20 protein-coding genes are annotated in these 20,179 nt (G+C 38.2%); 7 read left to right on the forward strand and 13 right to left on the reverse strand.

Features of this window, described 5'->3' with window-relative positions:
- Window positions 1–14 precede the first annotated feature (14 nt).
- Window positions 15–1,895, reverse strand: a complete 1,881-nt coding sequence (locus HMPREF1210_RS04095; RefSeq protein WP_016427345.1) for an ABC-F family ATP-binding cassette domain-containing protein — start codon at window positions 1,893–1,895, stop codon at window positions 15–17.
- Window positions 1,892–2,527 (reverse strand): HD domain-containing protein, encoded by a 636-nt coding sequence (locus HMPREF1210_RS04100; protein ID WP_016427346.1) that lies wholly within the window; start codon window positions 2,525–2,527, stop codon window positions 1,892–1,894. Before HMPREF1210_RS04100 ends, HMPREF1210_RS04095 begins: the two co-directional genes overlap by 4 nt.
- A 203-nt stretch (window positions 2,528–2,730) precedes the next feature.
- Between HMPREF1210_RS04100 and HMPREF1210_RS04105 the strand changes: the two genes are divergently transcribed.
- Window positions 2,731–2,934, forward strand: coding sequence for a cold-shock protein (locus tag HMPREF1210_RS04105; protein WP_016427347.1), 204 nt, complete (start codon window positions 2,731–2,733; stop codon window positions 2,932–2,934).
- Between the two features lie 47 nt (window positions 2,935–2,981).
- Here HMPREF1210_RS04105 and HMPREF1210_RS04110 read toward each other — a convergent pair whose 3' ends face one another.
- The gene (locus HMPREF1210_RS04110) at window positions 2,982–3,173 is read right to left on the reverse strand and encodes a zinc-finger domain-containing protein (RefSeq protein WP_036659365.1); all 192 of its coding nucleotides are present in this window, start codon (window positions 3,171–3,173) and stop codon (window positions 2,982–2,984) included.
- Window positions 3,174–3,364: 191 nt separating this feature from the next.
- Between HMPREF1210_RS04110 and HMPREF1210_RS04115 the strand changes: the two genes are divergently transcribed.
- Together HMPREF1210_RS04115 and HMPREF1210_RS04120 are read left to right on the forward strand one after the other, a co-directional pair.
- Window positions 3,365–4,048: a queuosine precursor transporter gene (locus HMPREF1210_RS04115; RefSeq protein WP_016427348.1), complete on the forward strand. Its 684-nt coding sequence runs from the start codon at window positions 3,365–3,367 to the stop codon at window positions 4,046–4,048.
- Window positions 4,049–4,060: 12 nt separating this feature from the next.
- A complete protein-coding gene (locus HMPREF1210_RS04120) occupies window positions 4,061–4,456 on the forward strand; it encodes a reverse transcriptase-like protein (RefSeq protein WP_016427349.1) in 396 nt (131 codons plus the stop codon).
- Between the two features lie 181 nt (window positions 4,457–4,637).
- On the opposite strand, the gene HMPREF1210_RS04125 is transcribed toward HMPREF1210_RS04120, so the two are convergent.
- The 6 genes from HMPREF1210_RS04125 to HMPREF1210_RS04150 form a co-directional block, all read right to left on the reverse strand.
- A complete protein-coding gene (locus HMPREF1210_RS04125) occupies window positions 4,638–4,838 on the reverse strand; it encodes a cold-shock protein (RefSeq protein ID WP_016427350.1) in 201 nt (66 codons plus the stop codon).
- Between the two features lie 189 nt (window positions 4,839–5,027).
- The gene (gene coaW / locus HMPREF1210_RS04130) at window positions 5,028–5,858 is read right to left on the reverse strand and encodes a type II pantothenate kinase (protein ID WP_016427351.1); all 831 of its coding nucleotides are present in this window, start codon (window positions 5,856–5,858) and stop codon (window positions 5,028–5,030) included.
- Window positions 5,859–5,915: 57 nt separating this feature from the next.
- On the reverse strand, window positions 5,916–6,368 hold the full coding sequence (locus HMPREF1210_RS04135; RefSeq protein WP_016427352.1) for an SRPBCC family protein: 453 nt from the start codon (window positions 6,366–6,368) through the stop codon (window positions 5,916–5,918).
- A gap of 64 nt (window positions 6,369–6,432) precedes the next feature.
- Complete coding sequence (locus HMPREF1210_RS04140) at window positions 6,433–7,356, reverse strand: hypothetical protein (protein WP_016427353.1); 924 nt, start codon at window positions 7,354–7,356, stop codon at window positions 6,433–6,435.
- A 65-nt stretch (window positions 7,357–7,421) separates the two neighbouring features.
- Entirely contained in the window at window positions 7,422–9,584 is a 2,163-nt protein-coding gene (locus HMPREF1210_RS04145) for an ATP-dependent helicase (RefSeq protein ID WP_016427354.1), read from the reverse strand.
- Window positions 9,585–9,715: 131 nt separating this feature from the next.
- Complete coding sequence (locus HMPREF1210_RS04150; RefSeq protein WP_016427355.1) at window positions 9,716–10,171, reverse strand: SRPBCC family protein; 456 nt, start codon at window positions 10,169–10,171, stop codon at window positions 9,716–9,718.
- Window positions 10,172–10,250: 79 nt separating this feature from the next.
- On the opposite strand from HMPREF1210_RS04150, the gene HMPREF1210_RS04155 reads away from it, so the two are divergent.
- Entirely contained in the window at window positions 10,251–11,150 is a 900-nt protein-coding gene (locus HMPREF1210_RS04155; protein WP_016427356.1) for a diacylglycerol kinase family protein, read from the forward strand.
- Window positions 11,151–11,217: 67 nt separating this feature from the next.
- Here HMPREF1210_RS04155 and HMPREF1210_RS04160 read toward each other — a convergent pair whose 3' ends face one another.
- On the reverse strand, window positions 11,218–12,663 hold the full coding sequence (locus HMPREF1210_RS04160) for a DEAD/DEAH box helicase (RefSeq protein ID WP_016427357.1): 1,446 nt from the start codon (window positions 12,661–12,663) through the stop codon (window positions 11,218–11,220).
- Window positions 12,664–12,872: 209 nt separating this feature from the next.
- Between HMPREF1210_RS04160 and HMPREF1210_RS04165 the strand changes: the two genes are divergently transcribed.
- Window positions 12,873–13,097, forward strand: coding sequence for a DUF2187 family protein (locus tag HMPREF1210_RS04165; protein WP_016427358.1), 225 nt, complete (start codon window positions 12,873–12,875; stop codon window positions 13,095–13,097).
- Window positions 13,098–13,154: 57 nt separating this feature from the next.
- Here the strand turns inward: HMPREF1210_RS04165 and HMPREF1210_RS04170 are convergent, their stop codons facing one another.
- The 3 genes from HMPREF1210_RS04170 to HMPREF1210_RS04180 form a co-directional block, all read right to left on the reverse strand.
- The gene (locus HMPREF1210_RS04170) at window positions 13,155–13,973 is read right to left on the reverse strand and encodes a sulfurtransferase (protein WP_016427359.1); all 819 of its coding nucleotides are present in this window, start codon (window positions 13,971–13,973) and stop codon (window positions 13,155–13,157) included.
- A gap of 4 nt (window positions 13,974–13,977) precedes the next feature.
- Window positions 13,978–17,592, reverse strand: a complete 3,615-nt coding sequence (locus HMPREF1210_RS04175) for a dynamin family protein (protein WP_016427360.1) — start codon at window positions 17,590–17,592, stop codon at window positions 13,978–13,980.
- Between the two features lie 177 nt (window positions 17,593–17,769).
- Complete coding sequence (locus tag HMPREF1210_RS04180; protein ID WP_016427361.1) at window positions 17,770–18,159, reverse strand: hypothetical protein; 390 nt, start codon at window positions 18,157–18,159, stop codon at window positions 17,770–17,772.
- A 236-nt stretch (window positions 18,160–18,395) separates the two neighbouring features.
- On the opposite strand from HMPREF1210_RS04180, the gene HMPREF1210_RS04185 reads away from it, so the two are divergent.
- Window positions 18,396–19,229 carry a transporter substrate-binding domain-containing protein gene (locus tag HMPREF1210_RS04185; RefSeq protein WP_016427362.1) on the forward strand — a complete coding sequence of 278 codons (834 nt, stop codon included), beginning with the start codon at window positions 18,396–18,398 and terminating at the stop codon, window positions 19,227–19,229.
- Between the two features lie 21 nt (window positions 19,230–19,250).
- Window positions 19,251–19,928 carry an amino acid ABC transporter permease gene (locus tag HMPREF1210_RS04190; protein ID WP_016427363.1) on the forward strand — a complete coding sequence of 226 codons (678 nt, stop codon included), beginning with the start codon at window positions 19,251–19,253 and terminating at the stop codon, window positions 19,926–19,928.
- The last annotated feature ends 251 nt before the right edge of the window (window positions 19,929–20,179 follow it).

Raw genomic sequence — 20,179 nt, forward strand, 5'->3', positions numbered from 1 at the left:
CTACTTGGATATTATCATGACCCAATAATTTCTTGCAGATAACCCCATCGCTCAATTAAGTGGTTATATTGCTCATTTAAAGCCTCGAGTTGATTCGTTGCTTTTTGTAATTTTTCGAAGTCTGCACCCGCAGATTCCACTTCTTTTTCGGCAACGATAATCGCCTCTTCTATTTTTTCGATATCTGATTCAATGGTTTCCCATTCTTTTTGTTCTTTGAATGACAATTTTTTCTTTTGTTCTTTCGGCTTTACAGGTTCGGTTTTTTCGATAACAACCGTATCTTCCACAATCACTTCAGGAGATTGCAGTAAAAAGTCAGAATAAATTTCCTGTACTTCTCGAGTATTCCCTTTGCCGTCTAGTACCCATAATTTTTTCGCAATACGATCCAAGAAGAAACGATCATGCGAAATTGTGATGACAACACCTGGGAATTGTTCGATGAAATCTTCCAACACCGACAATGTTTGAATGTCCAGGTCATTTGTTGGCTCATCCAATAGCAAGACATTTGGTTGTTCCATAAGAAGTTTTAGCAAATGAAGTCTTTTGCGTTCTCCACCAGACAATTTCCCAATTGGCGTTCCATGAACTTTTAGTGGGAACAAGAATCGTTCAAGCATTTGGGCAGCTGAATGTCTTACTCCATCCGATCCTTCAATATCATTTGAAGACTCTCGAACATATTCAATCATACGAGTGTTCGGATTCATTGGTGGGATGGTTTGCTCGAAATGAGCGATTTTGACCGTTTGCCCAATACTCAATTCACCACTGTCTGGCTCTATTTTTTCTGCCAGCATATTGATTAATGTACTTTTCCCGGCACCATTTGGTCCAACAATACCAATTCGATCTCCTGGTTGCAGTAAAAACGAAAAATCTTTGATGATTTGTTTTCCTGCATATGCTTTTGATAAATCAATGCCTTCAAGCACTTTTTTACCTAATCGCGTCGTTGCCAGTTTCATGTCTAGAGATGTGTTGTCATTGTTACGGTCCATTTGGTCGTCCAATTGCTCAAATCGCTGAATACGCGCTTTTTGTTTAGTTGTTCTCGCTTTGGCACCGCGTCGGATCCATTTCAGTTCAGAACGGAATCGGTTCTGCAATTTCAATTGAGAAGATGCTGCCATTTCTTCACGAATGGCTTTCGCTTCCAAATAATCTCCATAATTTCCACGGTGAGTGTACATTGTTTGGTCAGCAATTTCATAAATATGAGTAGATACGCCATCCAGGAAATATCTATCATGGGTTACGAATATAATAGCACTGGACAAACGTGCCAAGCTTTCTTGTAACCATTCTGATGATTGAACATCCAAATGGTTGGTAGGCTCGTCCAATAATATTAAGTCTGCAGGTTCTATTAATACTTTAGCTAACGCCACACGTTTCAATTGTCCACCCGAAAGTTCATTTACTTTTTGGTCGAACATATCAATTCCAAGTTTCGATAAGGCTGTTTTAGCGACTGCATTGATATCCCAAGCATTATATTGGTCCATTTCCTGCTGTATTTTCATGTAGGCGTCCTGATTTTCGACAGATGACGAATCTTCAGTTAATTTTTCAAGAGCATCTTCGTACTTTCTATTAATCTGTAATACAGGTGCATCTCCACTGAACACCGCTTGTAATACCGTTAAATCCTCTGCGAATTGAGGGTCCTGTTCTAAAAACGATATACGGTATTGGTTCGGATGGTCCATTGAGAGTTGATCTGCCTCTATCTGATTGGCAAGAATGGAAAGAAACGTTGATTTACCTGTTCCATTAACACCAATCAGTCCAGCACGTTCGCCAGCGTATATTGTAAAATCGATGTTTTCAAATAACGTTTTTTCTCCAACCGTTTTTGTTAAGTTTGATACGATTAAATGGCTCATTTTTCTTCACTCGTTTCTATTTTCAGTTGGTCGATAAATGCCAACATAAATTCATGACGCTGCAACGCTAATTTTTTTCCTGTTTCGGTTACCATTAAATCTTTCAGTAAAAGCAATTTCTCGTAAAAATGTGTGACGGATGCTGTTTCTTTATTGCGGTATTCCGATACGGACATGTTCATTCTTGCCGTTTCAGACCAATCGTACAACTTTCTACCCTTAGCTCCGCCATATGCAAACGTTCTGGCGATTCCCACCGCACCGATTGCATCCAGACGATCTGCATCACGGACAATCTTGGCTTCAATTGTTTTGGCTTCTTTTTCGTGTCCACCACTGAAGGAAACAGATTCAATAATCTCAACTATTTGTTGTCGATCACTCAATGGCAAGTCTAGTTCGTCCAAAATGGCATTTTCTTTCGCCTTGCCTTCTATGCCACTATATTTAACATCACTGACATCATGAAGAAGTACAGCTAGTTCTATTAAATCTGTACGAACGGTCCCTTCTTCCTGACTGATGATTTGGGCGTTTTTTCTCACACGTTCAATATGTTGAAAATCATGACTTGCGTCAAATTGATTGTATATATCTTTTACTAGTCGTTCACATTTTTCAATCGCATTCAATTTGATCTTCCTTCCTTAACAGACAATACTTCACTATTAGTATCATTGCATAAATCAAGCTCAAACCGCAACACACTGAATCGACAGAAAATTGACTAGTTTCGACAATTCATGTATAGTATATCCATCCATTCACGGAATATTTTGTAATCTGTGGTTGTGGAAATTGACATTTCACTCGAATAGTATGAGGAGGAACGTTCATGCACCAAGGCAAGGTAAAATGGTTCAACAATGAAAAAGGTTACGGATTTATTGAATACAATGATGGTGAAGATGTGTTCGTCCATTTTACTGGAATTCAAGGTGATGGATTCCGAACGTTAGATGAAGGTCAAGTTGTCTCCTTCGAAATTATCGATGGCAATCGAGGTCCACAAGCCGCAAACGTTCTATTGATTACATAATAAAGTCGACCCACCAATCAGATGATTGGTGGGTTTTATATGGTAGACTATTTGGTTTTTACTTTATTGAGTTCTTGCCCTAGAAACTGCAATTGGTCACCAACGGTACAGCTATTTATACAGAAACGGTGAGCCAATGTTTTTCCGCCGTTTATCTTGAGTTCTCTTTTAATGAAGCAACCATCGCAATAAGTCTCAAGCAAATCGTCAATTTCACTGATTACTGTTAGTTTGTTCAAAATTGCTTCATCCTTTCATAGAAGTCACACACTTCTTAATTTTACACTCTATTCACTAAGAAAGTGCTACTTTATCTTACACCCTCATTGCTTTTGCTTGCAACTGACATTATAATAGTCAAGTTGGAAATCAACACGTTTTTTCGCGGTTCGTAACCTTCTCGCGTTATCAAAACTTCAGGAGGATATCTATGTTTAATGAAGTACTTGGATTAGGATTTGCAATAGTCAATATGATATTCGTGTTAATCATGTATAAATTTTTTGGAAGAACGGGATTATTTGTCTGGGTTGGATTCGCCACTGTTTTAGCAAATATACAAGTAACAAAGCTTATTGAAATTTTTGGCTTGACCGCTACACTCGGCAATGCCATTTATGGAAGCATTTTTTTGGTAACTGACATTTTAAATGAAAAATACGGCAAGAAAGAAGCCAAAAAAGCAGTATGGTTAGGTTTCACTTCTTTATTAATGATGACTGCCATCATGCAATTCGTCATCCAGTTCCAGCCAGCCCCTGATGATATTGCACAGGAATCCCTATCGACGATTTTCGGATTGATTCCGCGTATTGCACTTGGAAGTATGATTGCCTATCTTGTCAGTCAATACACCGATGTTCTCATTTTCAGTTTCATACGCAAACTGTTTCCATCTGACGGTGCATTCTGGATTCGCAATAATGGATCGACTATGCTCAGTCAATTACTGGATACACTAATTTTCACCTCTATTGCTTTCTTAGGTGTTTACCCTACTGAAGTTTGGTTAAGTGTATTTGTATCAACTTATGTCTTGAAGTTCTTGGTGTCTATACTCGGAACGCCTTTTGGTTACATGGCCAAACGAATGACACCGCTGGATGAAAAATAAGGAGTTGTTTTCATGCTTGAAGTGTATATTGATGGAGCAAGTGCAGGAAACCCAGGTCCGAGCGGTATTGGTATATTCATCAAAGGCGAAGGTCATCAACTTCGCTTTTCAGAATATATAGGGATTTATGATAATCATACGACAGAATTCATTGCCTTATTACGAGGTCTTGAAGAAGCACAGAAGCTGTCAAAAGAATTGATATCCGTCAGATCAGATTCACAGATTGTTGTTGCTGCCGTTGAAAAACGATACGCTAAAAACCCAGTGTTTAAGGAATTGCTCGATAAGGCACTTGAAATTGCCGATACTTTTGATTTCTTCTTTATTAAATGGGTGCCGGACAGCTCTAATCTAACTGCCGATCAATTAGCACGAAAAGCCATTATAAAACAAAAGGACTCATAAGCGTAATACGCTTTTGAGTCCTTTTGTCTCTTTTTATTAATGGTTTGTGTTATATGTGAGCAATACAATAAAAGCTTCCGAAATATTAACCCTTCAGCTAAATTGCAGTGCATCTAATCATTAATTTTGCACAAAAAAACAGATTCTCCGAAGAGAATCTGTTTATAGGTTATTCTTAAAATTAAGCTTTGTTTACGTTAGTAGCTTGTAGGCCACGTTGTCCTTGCTCGATTTCAAAAGTAACTTCTTGACCTTCGTCAAGAGATTTGAAACCTTCGCTTTGGATAGCGCTGAAATGTACGAATACATCGTCTCCGCCGTCACGTTCGATGAATCCAAAACCTTTTTCTGAGTTAAACCATTTTACTTTACCTTGTTCCATGTGTGTTTCCTCCTCGTGTACTAAGTACACATTGTGTTACTATCCTTGCTCAAATCGTGGAGATAAAATCTCTTACAAGTCTTACTCTTATCCGAACAAAAATAATCCTCTATAAATGTAACATGAAACCTGGGTTAATGCAAATGAAAAGTTCATGTATTTTCCTAAAAATCAGTTTTTTATTAAGAATTATTTTCCATCAAATTTGCTCAATAGAGCTCCGATAGCCCCGCTGTATCCATTGTCACTCAAAAACACTGGTGTCCTGTTTTTTCGTCTTGTATAGCTACCAATAACCTTTTGAAGAGGGTCGTTTTCTGCCAGAGTTGATCCAATATATACAATATGTTCCACATTTTCAGCATCAGCACATTGAATACTTAAAGTTGAAATGACTTCACCAACCAGACCTTGAACTGTCGCTAGAATATCTTCTCTTGACCGTTCAAGGAACGGCCTTAATCCTGCATCACCAAAATTGCTTGCAGTCAGCCCTCCATCAATAGGCGTTTTATTGCCATAATAGATATCACTTACCAACATGTCGACTTCAGCGCGGCTTCCAGTGGCAGATAGCTCAACAATTTGTTTGAACTCATTAACGCCAGTCATTAATGCTGACATTCCAAGTAATGTCCCCCCACCAATTCCAGTCCCGGCAATTCGTACATGAGCATCTCCTTTAAGAGAATGAATGGATGTACCAGTTCCGATATTGGTGATGACAGCTTCTTCGAAATTTTGGCCGTCCTTTTTCAACTGATATTTGACACCAGCAACTGTTGCATCAAATTCCACCAGATAATGTAGATTTTCATGGGATTTCAAAAAAGTCTTTAATTGTTCAGCACGGCCACCGGTAAGTCCGATTTGAATATCATCTTTAAATGTAGTAATCCAATCACTTACCTTTTGCAAATCTGCGGAAGGAAAGTGTATCAAATTCAACTGTTGGTCTTCTTCAAAGTAAGCGATTTTGGTTAAAGTACCACCGACATCTATTCCAATTGCTTGTACCATATCTATTCTCCTTTAAACACACGAAAAAGCGTCGCTTTCGGGCGACGCTCAAAGTTGTTATGTGCGATTGCTCTCTGCCACTTGTTTTACACGTTCTACGAATTCGACAATTACTTTGTCATTGCCAAATAACAAGAATAGTTTAATGAACCATTTTAACGGATTATTTGTGGTTATATAAACAAATTTCGTTTTAGAATCAGGTAATGCTTCGACTTCATATTTCGCAGTAATCTCAAATAATTTCGCAAGCGTAAATGCTACTTTCATATGTTTGTGAGTTGGAGTGTTTTCGTATTCGGTAACGTGCACATCATAGGCTTCTACACGATTGCCTTCACGGTATTCTTGGCGATAAACACTGCCCACAACTTCTTGCGTTTCAGTGACGGGCGTATTGCTGACTACTTTCGGCATGATTTGTTGCATCTTTTCCAAGTCGCCGTCCAAATACTTCCACACATCTTCAATTGGTGCATCAATAACAATTGATTTCGTCCATCGTTTCAAGTGGACACTTCCTCTCAAACTTCATACATATAGTTTAGAGAAAACTCCACATTTAGACAACCTCTTATTTTCGATACACATGTATTTTATAGGCACTCCATTGTTCTTCCAACTCTCTCATGTGAACGGTTTTCCATGGGTTGAAAAATACTTGACCATTTTTATTGAAGAAGTAGTTTTGATCGATATGGAAACTTGCATGAATGATTTGATTTTTGTCATCTTTCCACACGAGGATATCATGTTGGAAAATGGCATCCATGGACAAAGGCACTTCTTTATAACCAAGTTGTGTCAGGCCATTAATAAATGTGGTCGGGTGAACCCATTCCTTAATAATCCAGTCTAACGTATAACCCTCCTGAATCGATGCCGCAGCAAATAAAGTGGATGACAAACAATTGGCTCCATGTTCATTTGGATACGTGTTGACATATGTACTTGTGACACTTTCCGTAGGTACATACGGATCAAATATTCCTGGAGTATCGTAATCAAAGGCAATGCGATTCAGTAAATCCGATTTTAACGACTTCGGCAATTGGTTCCATACTTCTTTCTGAATAGCTGTGTATTGTCGACTATTCGAAAAAAATTCGTATGGTGCCAACAGCGATTTAGCAGGCTCTCTCAAAATCCCTTCGAAATAACGAGCTTCAAATACCAGTCCTCTTCCTACCTGTTGCTGAATTTTCAATATCGCTGTCTTTACCTTTTGATCCAAAGAAGGAAAGACACGATGTGGCAAGACAACTACTGTAGTAATGTCTTTCGACAATGTCCAATACGTGTAGCAGCTGGCATATGAAACCGCAGTATATGTCGGATGCTTCATAAATTCTTCTTTTGAAAAAAGTAAACAATTCTTGCCAAACTCTTTCAATAAATGTTTATCTTGCTCTCTTAGAAAGAACACATCTTTTTCTGGGATGAATGCCTCTTCCCATTTTTCCAATTTCCCTTGACTCAAATTAATACGCTTACTCAAAAAAACCACCAACCTCTATAGATTCCTACCTATACTACCAATACTTCATGACGTTCCTGTAACATTCACTTTACAATCAAGTCCTTCTGAACCGCACTGTCCTTTGCAAGCAAACCTTTGTCTAAAATCATTTGAATCACCAGTTCTTTTTGAGTTTCCCCAAATTGCAGGATGATTCGATCACTTTTTAGTTGAACGATATGACCTTCACCAAATTTCTTATGAACAATCTTAAGACCAACTGTCATTTCTCGTATTTCACGAATGGTATTTGGATTCTCGGGGTCTACCTGTTTCGTCACAGCTTCACTTTGTTTCGAATTTTTCAGCAGAATGCTTCTTACTTCACTAATAAACCGCGATTCAACCTTTTCTTTCCCATCCTTCTCTGCATACGTCAACAATTCCAGATGTTGTCGTGCTCTCGTCATTCCCACGTAAAATAAGCGTCTCGCTTCCTCAAGCTTTTCGGTGTCCCGCTGGTCTTCGTCAGATGGAATCGTTCCATTATGACAATCAATCATGTACACATGATCGAATTCCAACCCTTTTGCACTGTGAAAAGTGGATAACGTGACGGCGTTTGGATCTTTGATCTTTTTTGCTTTTTGCGTAAGCTCATCCAATTCTTTTAATCGCTTGGCAAATGCCTCCATCGTCGTGAATGGCTCAGCGATTTGTTCGAGTGTACGGATCATGTCGAGAAGCACTTCAATACGAAATCCAAATTTCTCTGCACGGTTTTGTAAAACTTGTTCATAACCGAGTTTTTCTCTTATTAAACGAATGACGCTTTTCGGACGCGATTCTTTCATTTGCTCATAGATCGTTGCATAGCTCTGCAATGATTTAATTTGATAATCCTTTAACGGGACGTGTCTAGAAAGAAGCTGAAAGACATTTCCTGCTTCTTCAATGCGCTCAAATTTGCGAATTTGGTCGTTTGATAAATACAGATTGAATTTCCGTGCAATTTTCAGGAAAATATCTTTTCGTTCTAAATTAAAACTTAATCGCATGAAATTCAATATATCGTCAACTACCCAATGAGAAAAAAATCGTTGATCGACATCTTTCATATAAAACGGAATGCCTCTTCGTTCCAACTCGCTTATATAAAGAATGGCACTTGCATTATTCCGGAAAAGAATGGCTGCACTGCTCGTTTCCTTTAAATCAAGCAGTCCATATATGACATATCTCATTTGGGCTTGATCGTCATGCAATCGTTTCAATTCAATATCCAATACAGGGCTGTTTTTTGTAAACATTTCTTTCTTGTACCTGATAGTGTTTCTTTTGATGAATTGATTGGCAACCGAGACGATATTGGCAGATGAACGATAGTTTTGTTCCATCTTCAATATTTTGGCGTCTGGATACGTCTCTTTAAAGTTAAGTAAGTATGAAGGGTCTGCAGCTCGCCACGAATAAATCGTTTGATCATCATCTGCCACGACACATAAATTCCGATGCCCTTCAACAAGCTTTTCAACAATTGCATGTTGAACTCTCGAAGTATCTTGGCTTTCATCTGTTAACACGTAATCATACAATTTCGAGAAACTTTCCATGATGTGTCTGTCTGTAGATAAAGCTTCGTAAGCAATTACGAGCAAATCATCAAAATCCAGCCAAAGATGAGAAGGATTTTGTGTTTTAATCGCTTCATATTGAATCGCAATTTTTACGGCTTCCGGATTTGGAAGTGCTTCGTCTTTCCATCGTGCTTCTGGAATCATTTTGTTTTTGATGAAACTGATAAACTGAATCATCTCTTGCAACTGATCGTCAGTACAATCTTCTTTTAGCGCTTGTTTATATAAATCCTTCAGAATTTGTGATTTCATCGGTGCATTATTGGTAGGAGTTCCTTCTATTAATGTAAATGAAATCCCTTGGCTCTTTAAAAAGCGTGATGTAATCGAAAAAGCCAAGCTATGAATGGTTGAAAAAGCGACTTGATTTAATGAAGGAAAAAACTGTTCAAAGCGTGATTTCATATCTTGGGCAGAAGCTCGACTGAATGTTATGGCTTTAATACGTCGGGGTTCTACACCTTTCTCTTCAATTAAATATCCTATGCGCATAATCAACGTCGTTGTCTTACCGGAACCTGGACATGCCAATAACAGAAGTGGTCCTTCCGTTTGGCAAACTGCTTTTTGTTGTACTTTATTTAAATGAACATTATGACTGATCGCTTGTCTTTCAAAAAACGTAGGCATTCTTAGACTCCTTTACAAGAAAAAAATCGCTATCTTTTTATAGATAACGATTTTACATATTTTCGAGTATAACAGAACGTTTATTCTATGGCGAACGTTCATCACGCCTAATAAAAAGAGAATAAAAGGATTTATGCTTGAATTGCTTTAAGTGTTTCTCCTGTTTCCAAATAACTTTTCAAATTGCTCATAATTGCCGGCCATCCGTTATTAGCCCCCAAAAAAGTATCTGATGAATCGACTATATCACTTACCGCTAAATTCGAGTGAATGAGCGTAAGTTTCACTGTATCATCCATCTCTTTTAGTGAAAATGTAACGACTGAGGGTTCATTACGTAAAGTAGGATTCTCAGGAGCTGACCACGTATACGACAGCTTTTCATAGGGAATGACTTCCACAAGTTCACCTGTTACATCCAGTTTTTCTGCTCTAAAAAAAGAAACATACTCTCCCAATTTCCAAGATGATTGAAGTTTACTACCAAAGAAATAGCGCTCGGTATCTTCACTGTTTGTCAGTGCTTGCCAAAGTCTTTCCGGGTTGGTTCGGATATACGTGGTATAAACAAAAGTTTGGTTTGACAATTTCTTTCACCCCCACTAAGTATGTTAAAGTAATTTCAAATGATTTTATCAATATTATACTTCAAGAGAAGGTGAAAAGATGTCCCGTTTCAATCATGGCGTTCTGTTATTTAATGGGCAAGCTGGACAGGACTCTGAAGAAGAAGCTTTATCACTTGTCGTTCCGGTTATTGCGACCCATTGTCACAAACTGACCATTGTACAGACATTATCTCCTGACGAGTTTAAACAAGCATGCATGGACGCATCGTATGCGGATGTTTTATTTATAATGGGTGGAGATGGAACGCTGCATACAGCTGTTCAAGTATTAGAAAAGATTGAAAATCTCCCTATCATCGGTTTACTTCCTGGAGGGACATGCAATGATTTTGCACGTACATTAGACATCCCGCCTTTTCTTAAAGAAGCAGCTGAAACAATTGTTACCGGAGTCGTTCAAGATGTAGATTTAGCACAAATAAATGATGGCTTATTTATGAACTTCGCTGGAATTGGATTAATTGCCGACGCTTCCGAGAACATTAATCCCAATCTCAAAGAAAAGTACGGTAAGCTAAGCTATTTCATGAGTGCTTTACAAACGTTTAGTCAAAGTGAACCGTTTTCTATTCATTTGGAGATTGATGGCACTACGTATAATGAAGAAGCTGTCATGTTACTCGTTATGAATGGAAAATCCATCGGAACCCATCGCTTCCCTCTCGACATCATTGATCCTAGTGATGGACAATTGGATGTGGTGCTCATACAATCGTCAACTATGGCAGCCATACGTGAATGGTTTTCATTAAATCAACCAGATATAATGCCGGATGATTTGAAGAATGTGACCCATTATACCGGTAAACATATTGTGATTCGTACCGATGAACCGAAAAAAGTGGATACTGACGGAGAGATTTATTTAGAAACGCCTGTTGAAATAACAGTAAAGCCAAAATCCGTTCGATTTTTGGTGCCGAATAAGAACAATTAAAAAAGCAGCTGCCTTTTTGGCAACTGCTTTTCGTTTTATTTTTAGTTTACATAATATTATTATCTTATTATTTGTTAGCGATATGAACTTTTAACAGTTTTCCTTTGATTGTCGTGTTTCTCATTTGCTTCAATACGAGCGGTCCTTTACCATTCAATATTTCCACATAAGAAACATTATCCTGAATGGTAATGATGCCGATGTCTTGTGCAGTCATTCCATCAAGTTTTGCAATGGTCCCAACAAAGTCCACAGCACGGATTTTCTTTTTCTTCCCGCCGTTAAAATACAATTTCGTAATATCTTCATTTAATTGTTCTTTCTTATCCACTTTGATTTCAGGTTGCTCATTCATTTTTTGTTTAAATGCAGCTTTCGCTCTAACTACTTGTTCTTTTGAAGGAGCATCTTTCAACGGGATGTCAAAACCAATATACTTTTCAACCGATGCAAGGAAACGATCTTCGTAAGGTGTAACAAGTGTAATTGCTTTACCGACTTCGCCTGCTCTACCTGTTCGACCAGTACGATGAACGTAGCTTTCATTTTCCAAAGGCATATCGTAATTGATGACATGCGTAATACGGTCAATATCAATTCCTCGAGCAGCAACATCAGTAGCGATTAAATAGCGGAAATCCCCACGTTTGAAATCGTTCATTACATCGAAACGCTCATTTTGTTCCATCCCGCCATGAATTTTATCAACTGTATAGCCTTCATCATCCAGTAAGTCCACCAACTGATCGACGTTATCTTTCGTACGGCAAAAAATGATACAGCTATCTGGATTTTCTACCATCGTAATATCTTTCAGCAACGCAAATTTCTCTGCTTCTTTTACGATATATACAGAGTGCTCTATTTGTTGGTTTACACTTTCTGTTTTTTCAATTTCGATGTCCACCGGATTGTCCATATATTTATGGCATAGTTTTTCCACGTCTTTTGGAAGTGTTGCCGAGAACAACATCGTTAATCGTTTTTTTGGCAAGTGACTGATTATGGACTCGACCAATTCAATAAAGCCCATGCTCAACATTTCGTCCGCTTCGTCAATGACAAGAATTTCAACTTTGCTTAAATCCAGTGTATGGCGCTCAATGTGATCCATGACACGACCTGGGGTTCCCACAACAACATGTGATTTTTGTTTTAACTCAGTGCGTTGAAAAGCGAATGGCTGTTTCCCATAAATCGCCGTAGCTTTAATACGCTTAAAACGACCAAAACTCATGATATCTTGCGAAACTTGCATAGCTAATTCGCGTGTCGGGGTTAATACTAAAGCTTGTGGTTTGTTTTCATCCCAGTCCACCATCTCACAAATCGGAATACCGAAAGCAGCTGTTTTACCACTTCCTGTTTGAGATTTAACTGAAACATCCCGCTTTGATAGTGCTGTAGGTATCACTTTTGATTGCACTTCTGTTGGGGATGTAAATCCCAGACCTTCGAGTGCGCGAATTATGTCGTCTGAAATACCAAAATCTTTAAATTGTGTGTTTATCATTAAAATCTCCCTTTATTTAAGAGTTGTCCACTCTTCTTTGTATCATAAGTATACCAATGAATCGGGTGTGATAGATTAAAACTGAAAACTATGTTATAATAGATACATAATAACTTCATAATACGACAAATTTTCATAAGAATCTTTCGACTTGTTTCGAGTAGTTTGTATTCGACATGACATCAGTGTTATAGAAATGGGGAATTCAAATGACGTTCCAAAAACATGAAAAAGAAGTATCTGAATTTGTACAAGCACGAAGAATTCGTGAAAAAATCACATTCGTTCGTCGTGATGTAGAAGTTGAAGGAGCTATCTTCAAAATCCTTGAAAATTCTTGCATCGTTGAAATTTCTCAAGAAGACGCAAAAAAAATTGGTGCCGCATCAACTTTAACAGTAGTATCACATAAAAATTATAAAGTATTCTCATAAAACAAAAAACGAAGAGCAAATTGCTTTTCGTTTTTTTGTTGATTATTTTTATTTTAGCTAAGTCAATTTATTGTCCACTGGATAAGCCGTAATCCAGTCACTATAACTGCCTACATATAATTTCACTTTTGGATATCCCGCTTCTTTAAGCATTGCATATAGAGGAGCTGCAGTTACTCCACTCCCGCAATACACCGTGATATCTTCATCTTGCTTAACAACCGCTTCTACTTCCGATAAAACATCGACTGCTTCTTTAAAACGACCATCTTCTTTCAACAGTTCCCAGTCCAAATTTCTCGCAGTCGGAATATGACCAGCTACTGAATCAATCGGCTCATGAATGCCTGCATATCTTTCTGCTGATCGGGCATCCAGAAGAACACCATTTGACGTTTCCGATACTACTTTTACTTGCTCGCGAGTCGAAAGAATGTCTTCATTCCACTGAAGGATTAATGTCGAAGCCGGGTATGACGATGTTTCAGTTGACACTTCTAAACCCATTTCAACCAATTCTTCATAGCCTTCCTTCACCAATGTTACTTGTGGGAAACCTGCGAAACAAAACATCCAGTAAGCTCGAGGTGCAAATGGCATTCCGCCTTGGTCATAAATCACGACATGATCTGTATACTGTAAACCATTTGATTCAAAAAGATATTTCAACTTGTCTTTGTCAGGCAGTGGATGACGTCCATTTGTCTTATTCATATCGGATAAATCTTTTTCTAGATCAAGATAGATGGCACCAGCTATATGACCTTTATCATATAGCTTTTTGCCAGCATTAGGATCTTGTAGTGAAAAGCGAGTATCAATCCATCGAACATTAGATTCTTTCAGTTCTTTTGCAGACTTCCAAACTTTACCCATCAGCTCATTCCCCTTCAGATAAATTCTTGTAAACAGCTTTCCACTCTTCAAGGCGGCTACCTTCTTGCATTGCCGCTCTTTCAGAGTCAAGTTGTTGCAGTGACTCACGGAGTAAATGTTGTCTTAATCCTTCTGCTTCCAAATCAATTACACCTCTAGCCCAATCTCTCATGCGGACATTTTGAGTATTTAAATATTTCTCAGCTTCCGGTTTTGTTGCATCCTGCAATGCATCTCTTAGCTTTTCTTTTTCATTTTTCTCGAAGAAAGATTTATTGTTTTTATAATGTGACTTCACATGTGAATACTTAGTTGAATCCTCGAAAGGTCCTTCAAAATCAAGTAGTTTTGCTTCCGCTATTTCATACGGCATAAATGAAAAACTGTTGTTGCTTTCTTTCAGTTCATGCATTTCATCTTTTTGTCGTTGTTGCAGTGCTTTGCCAATCCATTGATTTAAACGGAAATTCGTTACACGCATTTCCTGCTCAAAATCAAAACTTAACATGGCAAGTGTTTCTTTCAAGGCAAAATCAAGTGCTTCTACTGATGATTTGTTCGAAAAAACAGACGGGTTATACGATTCTTTAAAGAAGTCGGGGTATCTGTAATAGACTCTTTGCAATACATAGTAAAGCAGTTCGTCCAGTTCCTGATAGGAATTTTTTGTGATTACTCCTGCAGCTGAACTCGTAAAACGTTGACGGATCTTTTGTTCCAACAGACGTAGTTCCTGCAACCGTTCTTCTTTTCTGGATAGATTGACTTCAGTTTGTTCAATCAAGGAAGCCAATCGGGCAACTGTTTTCTCCGTTTCTTCAGCGAGTGCTTGAACAGCCATAGCTTTTAAATCTTCGGACAAAAATTGTTCGAAAGATTGTTCGAAAACTTCCATTCCTGAATTCAATTGAACCGACTCTTCTTTTTCTTTTAGCGCTTGAAGGCTCGAAACTCCATATACTCGTGGGAAGCGTATACCGAATCGTTGCAATTCATTCGTCACATAATTTTTGACATCATTTGCTTCCTCTTCGTTTGCAGCCAAGTCAATGGCGTTCACGATAAAGAACATTTTATCCAATTCAAAGGCATCTTTCACGCGACCAAGCTGAATCAAAAATTCTCTATCAGCACGAGCAAATGCGTGATTATAATACGTAATGAAAAGAATAGCGTCCGCATTACGGATGTATTCAAATGCCACGCCTGTGTGTCGTGCATTAATAGAGTCTGCTCCTGGCGTATCCACCAGAGTGACCCCCATTCTCGTTAACTGACAATCATAGTAGAAATCAATGGTATCGACAAAACAGCTCTTGTTTTCCTGGGCAACAAACGCTTCAAATTCATCTCTATTTACGCGCAAAGTTTCACCAAGTTGTTCTTTGAACGTAGAATACCCTTCTTTAAAAGCACGAATGAATGCTTTGTGTACTTGCAAGCCTTCGTTTTCTAAAGTCATATTTTCTATATCGGTCGCCTTTTTGTACGCTTCATCTAAAGAAACGACATTGATTCCGATGGCATGGAATGAAGAAGCAACATCTTCAAAAAATTGATCTTTCGTTTTCAGCTTTACATCAGCTGTTTCGTGCGGATGATGTTCAGTGACGGGACGAATCTTATTTATTGCGGCAGTTGTTGGATTTGGGGAAACTGGCAACACATTTGCCCCCATTAAAGCATTTGAGAACGACGATTTGCCTGCACTAAAAGCCCCGAATAAGGCAATGGTAAAGTCCTGTTTCTCAAGACGCTGAGATTTAGTTTGCAGATACTGTGCAACCTCAGAGAAGCCTTGGATATGTTCAATCTGATTGGCAATGTATTTCGCACGTGACAGTGTATCATTCACTGCAATACCTACAGTTTCCGGTCTGTCAGACGGATGTTCCATAACATTATCTTCCGTGTCTTTTTCGACAATCATGGAAGAATCGAAAGGTACCATTTGTTGTTCAGCCAACTCATGATTTTGCACCCATTTTTTCACCAACTCAGCAGAGTTACTATTCGTATTTCTTGAAGGGTTGTCCCATTCTTTTGTGAAACCTACATGCTGTTTATGCAATTGTTCCAGCGTTTCAATCGCTAATAATTTTTCTTGATAAGCACGAGATTTAGAATCAGCTTGACCAAAATCATCTTCCGGTAAGTCCTCTATAACTTTTACGTGCACGTTTTTCCAGCCATCGGTTTGTTGGATGAACCATTTTTTCGTCGCATCTGTAACTCGGTTAGCAAAATTCAATACAGAATCAGCGGTAACCAGTGACCCTTTTTGAATTTGTTCATCAATAATTTGTATAGGTGGATGGAATTCCATCTGATCAATTGCCAGTGATTGTTCATCACTCAATAAGCCCACATCTTTTAAAGACTGTTTCATTAATGAACGCATATGTCCGGCAATTTGAGATTGTATGACCGTATCGTATTCTTTTTCGACTAGCTGTCCACGAGTATTTCTCTCTTCTTCCGTTTTCTTCCCACTGAAGAATAGGCCAACCTTAAAGTTTTCTTGTTTTGCTTCCAAATACGACTTTAATTTGTCTCGTAACTCGTATGGCATCATGGTGGCATTATCCAGTAAATTTTTTCGATTGGCTTCAAAGTTATCTGACCACGCTTTAGAACTAAGTAATTTGGCTTGGTTTTGATAGTGTGCGGCCGTCTTTCTGATTTCTTCTTTATCTTCCCATTCATCCTCAGATAGTACGTTGGCGAAAGTTGACTGGCACTCTTCTATTTCATCCGTTAAATATTCAAGATGTTCATCGTGTAATTTGATTAATGTATTGGTCGACGACTTCACTAATTGGTCTTGCCAATTATTCATGCTGTACATCACGATTTCCCGAACTTCGGTAAAGTCGTTGTAAGGATGATTGGCATCTTTTAAAGAAGTGAAAAAGATATCTTTTGGTATTACGCCCCATGCCTTGAAGGAGTCGTGTACAGACTCTTTAAATTGCGTAAACGTCAACTCATTTTCACGGTGTTTATCAATCTGATTTACAATCAAATAGAGATTGTCGTTATATTTCATAAGTTGTTTTGTAAACCCAAAGTTCAACTCTGATTGTACGTGGTTATAGTCCATCATATAGAAAACGATATCTGCCAAGTGTAACGATGATTCTGTCGACATACGGTGTGCATCGTCAGTAGAATCAACTCCTGGTGTATCCATGACCGTTATTCCTTCAGGTAGGACCGAAGATTCATGTCCAATTTCAATTTGCGAAACTGCATGTCCATCCTTACAAAATTCTTTTACCGTTTCAAAATCATAATCTCCCGAAAATTTAACTGGTTGTTGATCTTGCATGTACACAATGGCAAAATCGTTTGTTGCTTTATGTATTTTAACGATATTCGCGCTTGTTGGTATGGGACTGGATGGAAGGAGTTGCTCTCCCGTCAAGGCGTTGATCATACTCGACTTGCCCGCAGAAAAGTGACCTGCAAAACCAATTGTAAATTCCCGGTTCATTAATTTTTGTGAGAACAAATTCGTTTTGTTCATTCGTTCCACATCGTCTACTTCTTTAAATAATGTATAGGCTCTTGCCGTTTCTTGTAATAGGTGATTAATTTGATCTTCAAATGAATGCATTCTTGGTTGAACTCCTTTATCAAAAACTATGTCTATCATATCATGTTTAAAACTGTCGCATCTTGTAGAAATGTAAGTTGTTGCGAATTTATGGAGAAGACTTCTATGATACATGAAAGTCCAGGAACACGAAAAGACCGGTAACGGAATTTCCGCACCGGTCTTTCTTCTGTTCATTTACTCTTTCACTGTTATTACTGGAAACTTGACGTTCATTAAAACATTGAAAGCAAACAGGATAACGCTGATTACGACTAGCGTAGCACCTATTGAAATAAATGTTACTGCCTGCTCTGCTCCGCTGAGTAAGAGTGTAGACAGGCCAACCATCATTAGTAGCAGGCCGATGTTAGATGCCCAAAAATGTACTTTGGCAAGCGTATGATTTCCCGCTTTTGGAAATAAATAATAAATGAGTCCCGCTAGTGCAAATGAAACCCAACCTAATAAACTGATGTGAACATGGACGCCTTTAAGCGTATAGTCATGCCCCATGGACATATACATGCCCAGTATTACGCCAATGGTAAAATAAACGACCGAAACCTTGATAAATTTAATTCCCACGCCTCATTCTCTCCTTTCAAAGTAAAAACATTAAAATTCCTTTATATAATGTATTTTTGAAAGTATAAGACTATTCATTAACGAACTATTAATCACATTTACAGGTTCTGTTAAATAAGAAATAAATCGATAATAATCTAAGAATTCTTACATTCGAAAATCTTAATCAAAAGGTTGCTCTAATTCATACTTCAATGGTATGTTTTTAAGCGGATTACATTATAAGGAGGCTTTTTATGAAGAAAAAAAGATTATCACTATATATCGGGTTGGCTTCGATGGTATTTTTGACTGCATGTGGAAACGATAATGCAAAAGAATCAGCCAAATCAACTACAGCTTGGGATACAATCCAAGAAGAAGGTTCAATAACTGTTGCAACTTCTGGTACACTTTTCCCAACTTCTTACCGAGACGAACAATCGGATGAATTAACTGGATTTGAAGTGGAAGTTGTACGTGAACTCGCAAAACGCTTGGAGTTGGATATAGAGTTCAAAGAACTTGGATTTGATGAAATGCTTACAAGTGTCAAAACTGGGCAAGTTGATTTAGCCGCCAATGACATTGAAATCAGCGAAGACAGACTTGAAAATTTCATCTTCTCCACTCCGATTAAATATTCATATGGCACAGCAGTAGTTCGCAAGGATGATTTATCAGGCATTAAATCTTTGGAAGATTTAAAAGGTAAAAAAGCGGCTGGGGCATCTACATCAGTTTATATGGAAATGGCCCGTCAATATGGAGCAGAAGAAGTTACGTATGATAATGTACCGAACGAAGTTTACTTACGTGACGTATCCATTGGGCGAACAGACGTTATTTTAAATGATTATTATCTTCAAACACTTGCTGTAGCTGCATTTCCTGAATTGAACATCACCATTCATCCGGATATCAAATACAGTCCATCCAAGATTGGTCTTGTCATCAACAAAGAAAATTCAGAGCTCGAAGACAACGTGAATCGAGTGTTGAAAGAAATGCTTGAAGATGGAACCATCAGTGAAATTTCCGCAAAATTCTTTAATGGTGCGGATGTTTCCAAAGAAGTTAATATTGATTAATTGAGCCAGGGGGATTAACGGATGAATGAAATTGAATGGGGACTTCTATTTGATCCTCAATTAGCTCTTGATTCTTTCCCCTACGTTCTTAGTGGCATTTGGTATACGCTTCTCATCGCAATTGTCAGTATGGTAGTCGGACTGATTATCGGATTTTTCATTGCTCTGGCAAGAACATCAAATCTCCCGTTCTTACAATGGCCAGCGAGATTGTACATTTCATTTATGAGAGGCGTTCCAATTCTGGTCATACTGTTCTTGTTATACTTTGGGTTTCCAGTCATCGGAGTTGAATTTACTGCGATGCAGGCTGCGCTGATTGGATTCAGTTTGAATAGCGCGGCATACATGGCTGAAATTCTTAGATCTTCACTATCTTCCGTTGATATTGGACAATGGGAATCTTCCAAAGCTCTTGGACTTACGTATTGGCAGTCCATGAGAAGAATTATTCTCCCACAATCCGTAAGAATCGCCGTACCTCCACTATCCAATGTATTAATGGATTTAATCAAAGCCTCTTCATTGGCAGCAATGATTACGGTGCCAGAAATGTTTCAAAAAGCACGAAGCGTTGGGGCAAGGGAATATGATTTATTAACCCTACTCATCCTTGTAGCTCTTATGTACTGGGCGATTTGTTCAGTCATGACTGTTCTACAGAACTATTTGGAAAAACGTTATGCGAAATATCTTTGAATTCGATGTACCGTTCTTGAATCCAAAGTAATGAATAAGTATTTTCAAACGAATAAGGAGCCAAAACATAAACTGTTTTGGCTCCTTTCAGCTTGTTGACAAAAGAATATTAATCAATATAAAAGTATAAAAATTCGCATTCTTATCTATTGCACTCTATCGAAAAAATTTATGGTCGGCTATTTCTTTCGCTTTCCGCGGACGAAACGCTAGCCTCCTCGGCTCAGCTGTCTACGACAGCTGAGCCTGTG

Source organism: Paenisporosarcina sp. HGH0030, assembly GCF_000411295.1.
Classification (GTDB): domain Bacteria; phylum Bacillota; class Bacilli; order Bacillales_A; family Planococcaceae; genus Paenisporosarcina.

Excerpts from the sequence above, each read along its gene's own strand:
- HMPREF1210_RS04095 (WP_016427345.1), bottom strand. The coding sequence starts at position 1,895 with ATGAGCCATTTAATCGTATCAAACTTAACAAAAACGGTTGGAGAAAAA.
- HMPREF1210_RS04105 (WP_016427347.1), top strand. The coding sequence starts at position 2,731 with ATGCACCAAGGCAAGGTAAAATGGTTCAACAATGAAAAAGGTTACGGA.
- HMPREF1210_RS04115 (WP_016427348.1), top strand. The coding sequence starts at position 3,365 with ATGTTTAATGAAGTACTTGGATTAGGATTTGCAATAGTCAATATGATA.
- HMPREF1210_RS04120 (WP_016427349.1), top strand. The coding sequence starts at position 4,061 with ATGCTTGAAGTGTATATTGATGGAGCAAGTGCAGGAAACCCAGGTCCG.
- HMPREF1210_RS04125 (WP_016427350.1), bottom strand. The coding sequence starts at position 4,838 with ATGGAACAAGGTAAAGTAAAATGGTTTAACTCAGAAAAAGGTTTTGGA.
- coaW (WP_016427351.1), bottom strand. The coding sequence starts at position 5,858 with ATGGTACAAGCAATTGGAATAGATGTCGGTGGTACTTTAACCAAAATC.
- HMPREF1210_RS04145 (WP_016427354.1), bottom strand. The coding sequence starts at position 9,584 with ATGCCTACGTTTTTTGAAAGACAAGCGATCAGTCATAATGTTCATTTA.
- HMPREF1210_RS04155 (WP_016427356.1), top strand. The coding sequence starts at position 10,251 with ATGTCCCGTTTCAATCATGGCGTTCTGTTATTTAATGGGCAAGCTGGA.
- HMPREF1210_RS04160 (WP_016427357.1), bottom strand. The coding sequence starts at position 12,663 with ATGATAAACACACAATTTAAAGATTTTGGTATTTCAGACGACATAATT.
- HMPREF1210_RS04165 (WP_016427358.1), top strand. The coding sequence starts at position 12,873 with ATGACGTTCCAAAAACATGAAAAAGAAGTATCTGAATTTGTACAAGCA.
- HMPREF1210_RS04170 (WP_016427359.1), bottom strand. The coding sequence starts at position 13,973 with ATGGGTAAAGTTTGGAAGTCTGCAAAAGAACTGAAAGAATCTAATGTT.
- HMPREF1210_RS04175 (WP_016427360.1), bottom strand. The coding sequence starts at position 17,592 with ATGCATTCATTTGAAGATCAAATTAATCACCTATTACAAGAAACGGCA.
- HMPREF1210_RS04185 (WP_016427362.1), top strand. The coding sequence starts at position 18,396 with ATGAAGAAAAAAAGATTATCACTATATATCGGGTTGGCTTCGATGGTA.
- HMPREF1210_RS04190 (WP_016427363.1), top strand. The coding sequence starts at position 19,251 with ATGAATGAAATTGAATGGGGACTTCTATTTGATCCTCAATTAGCTCTT.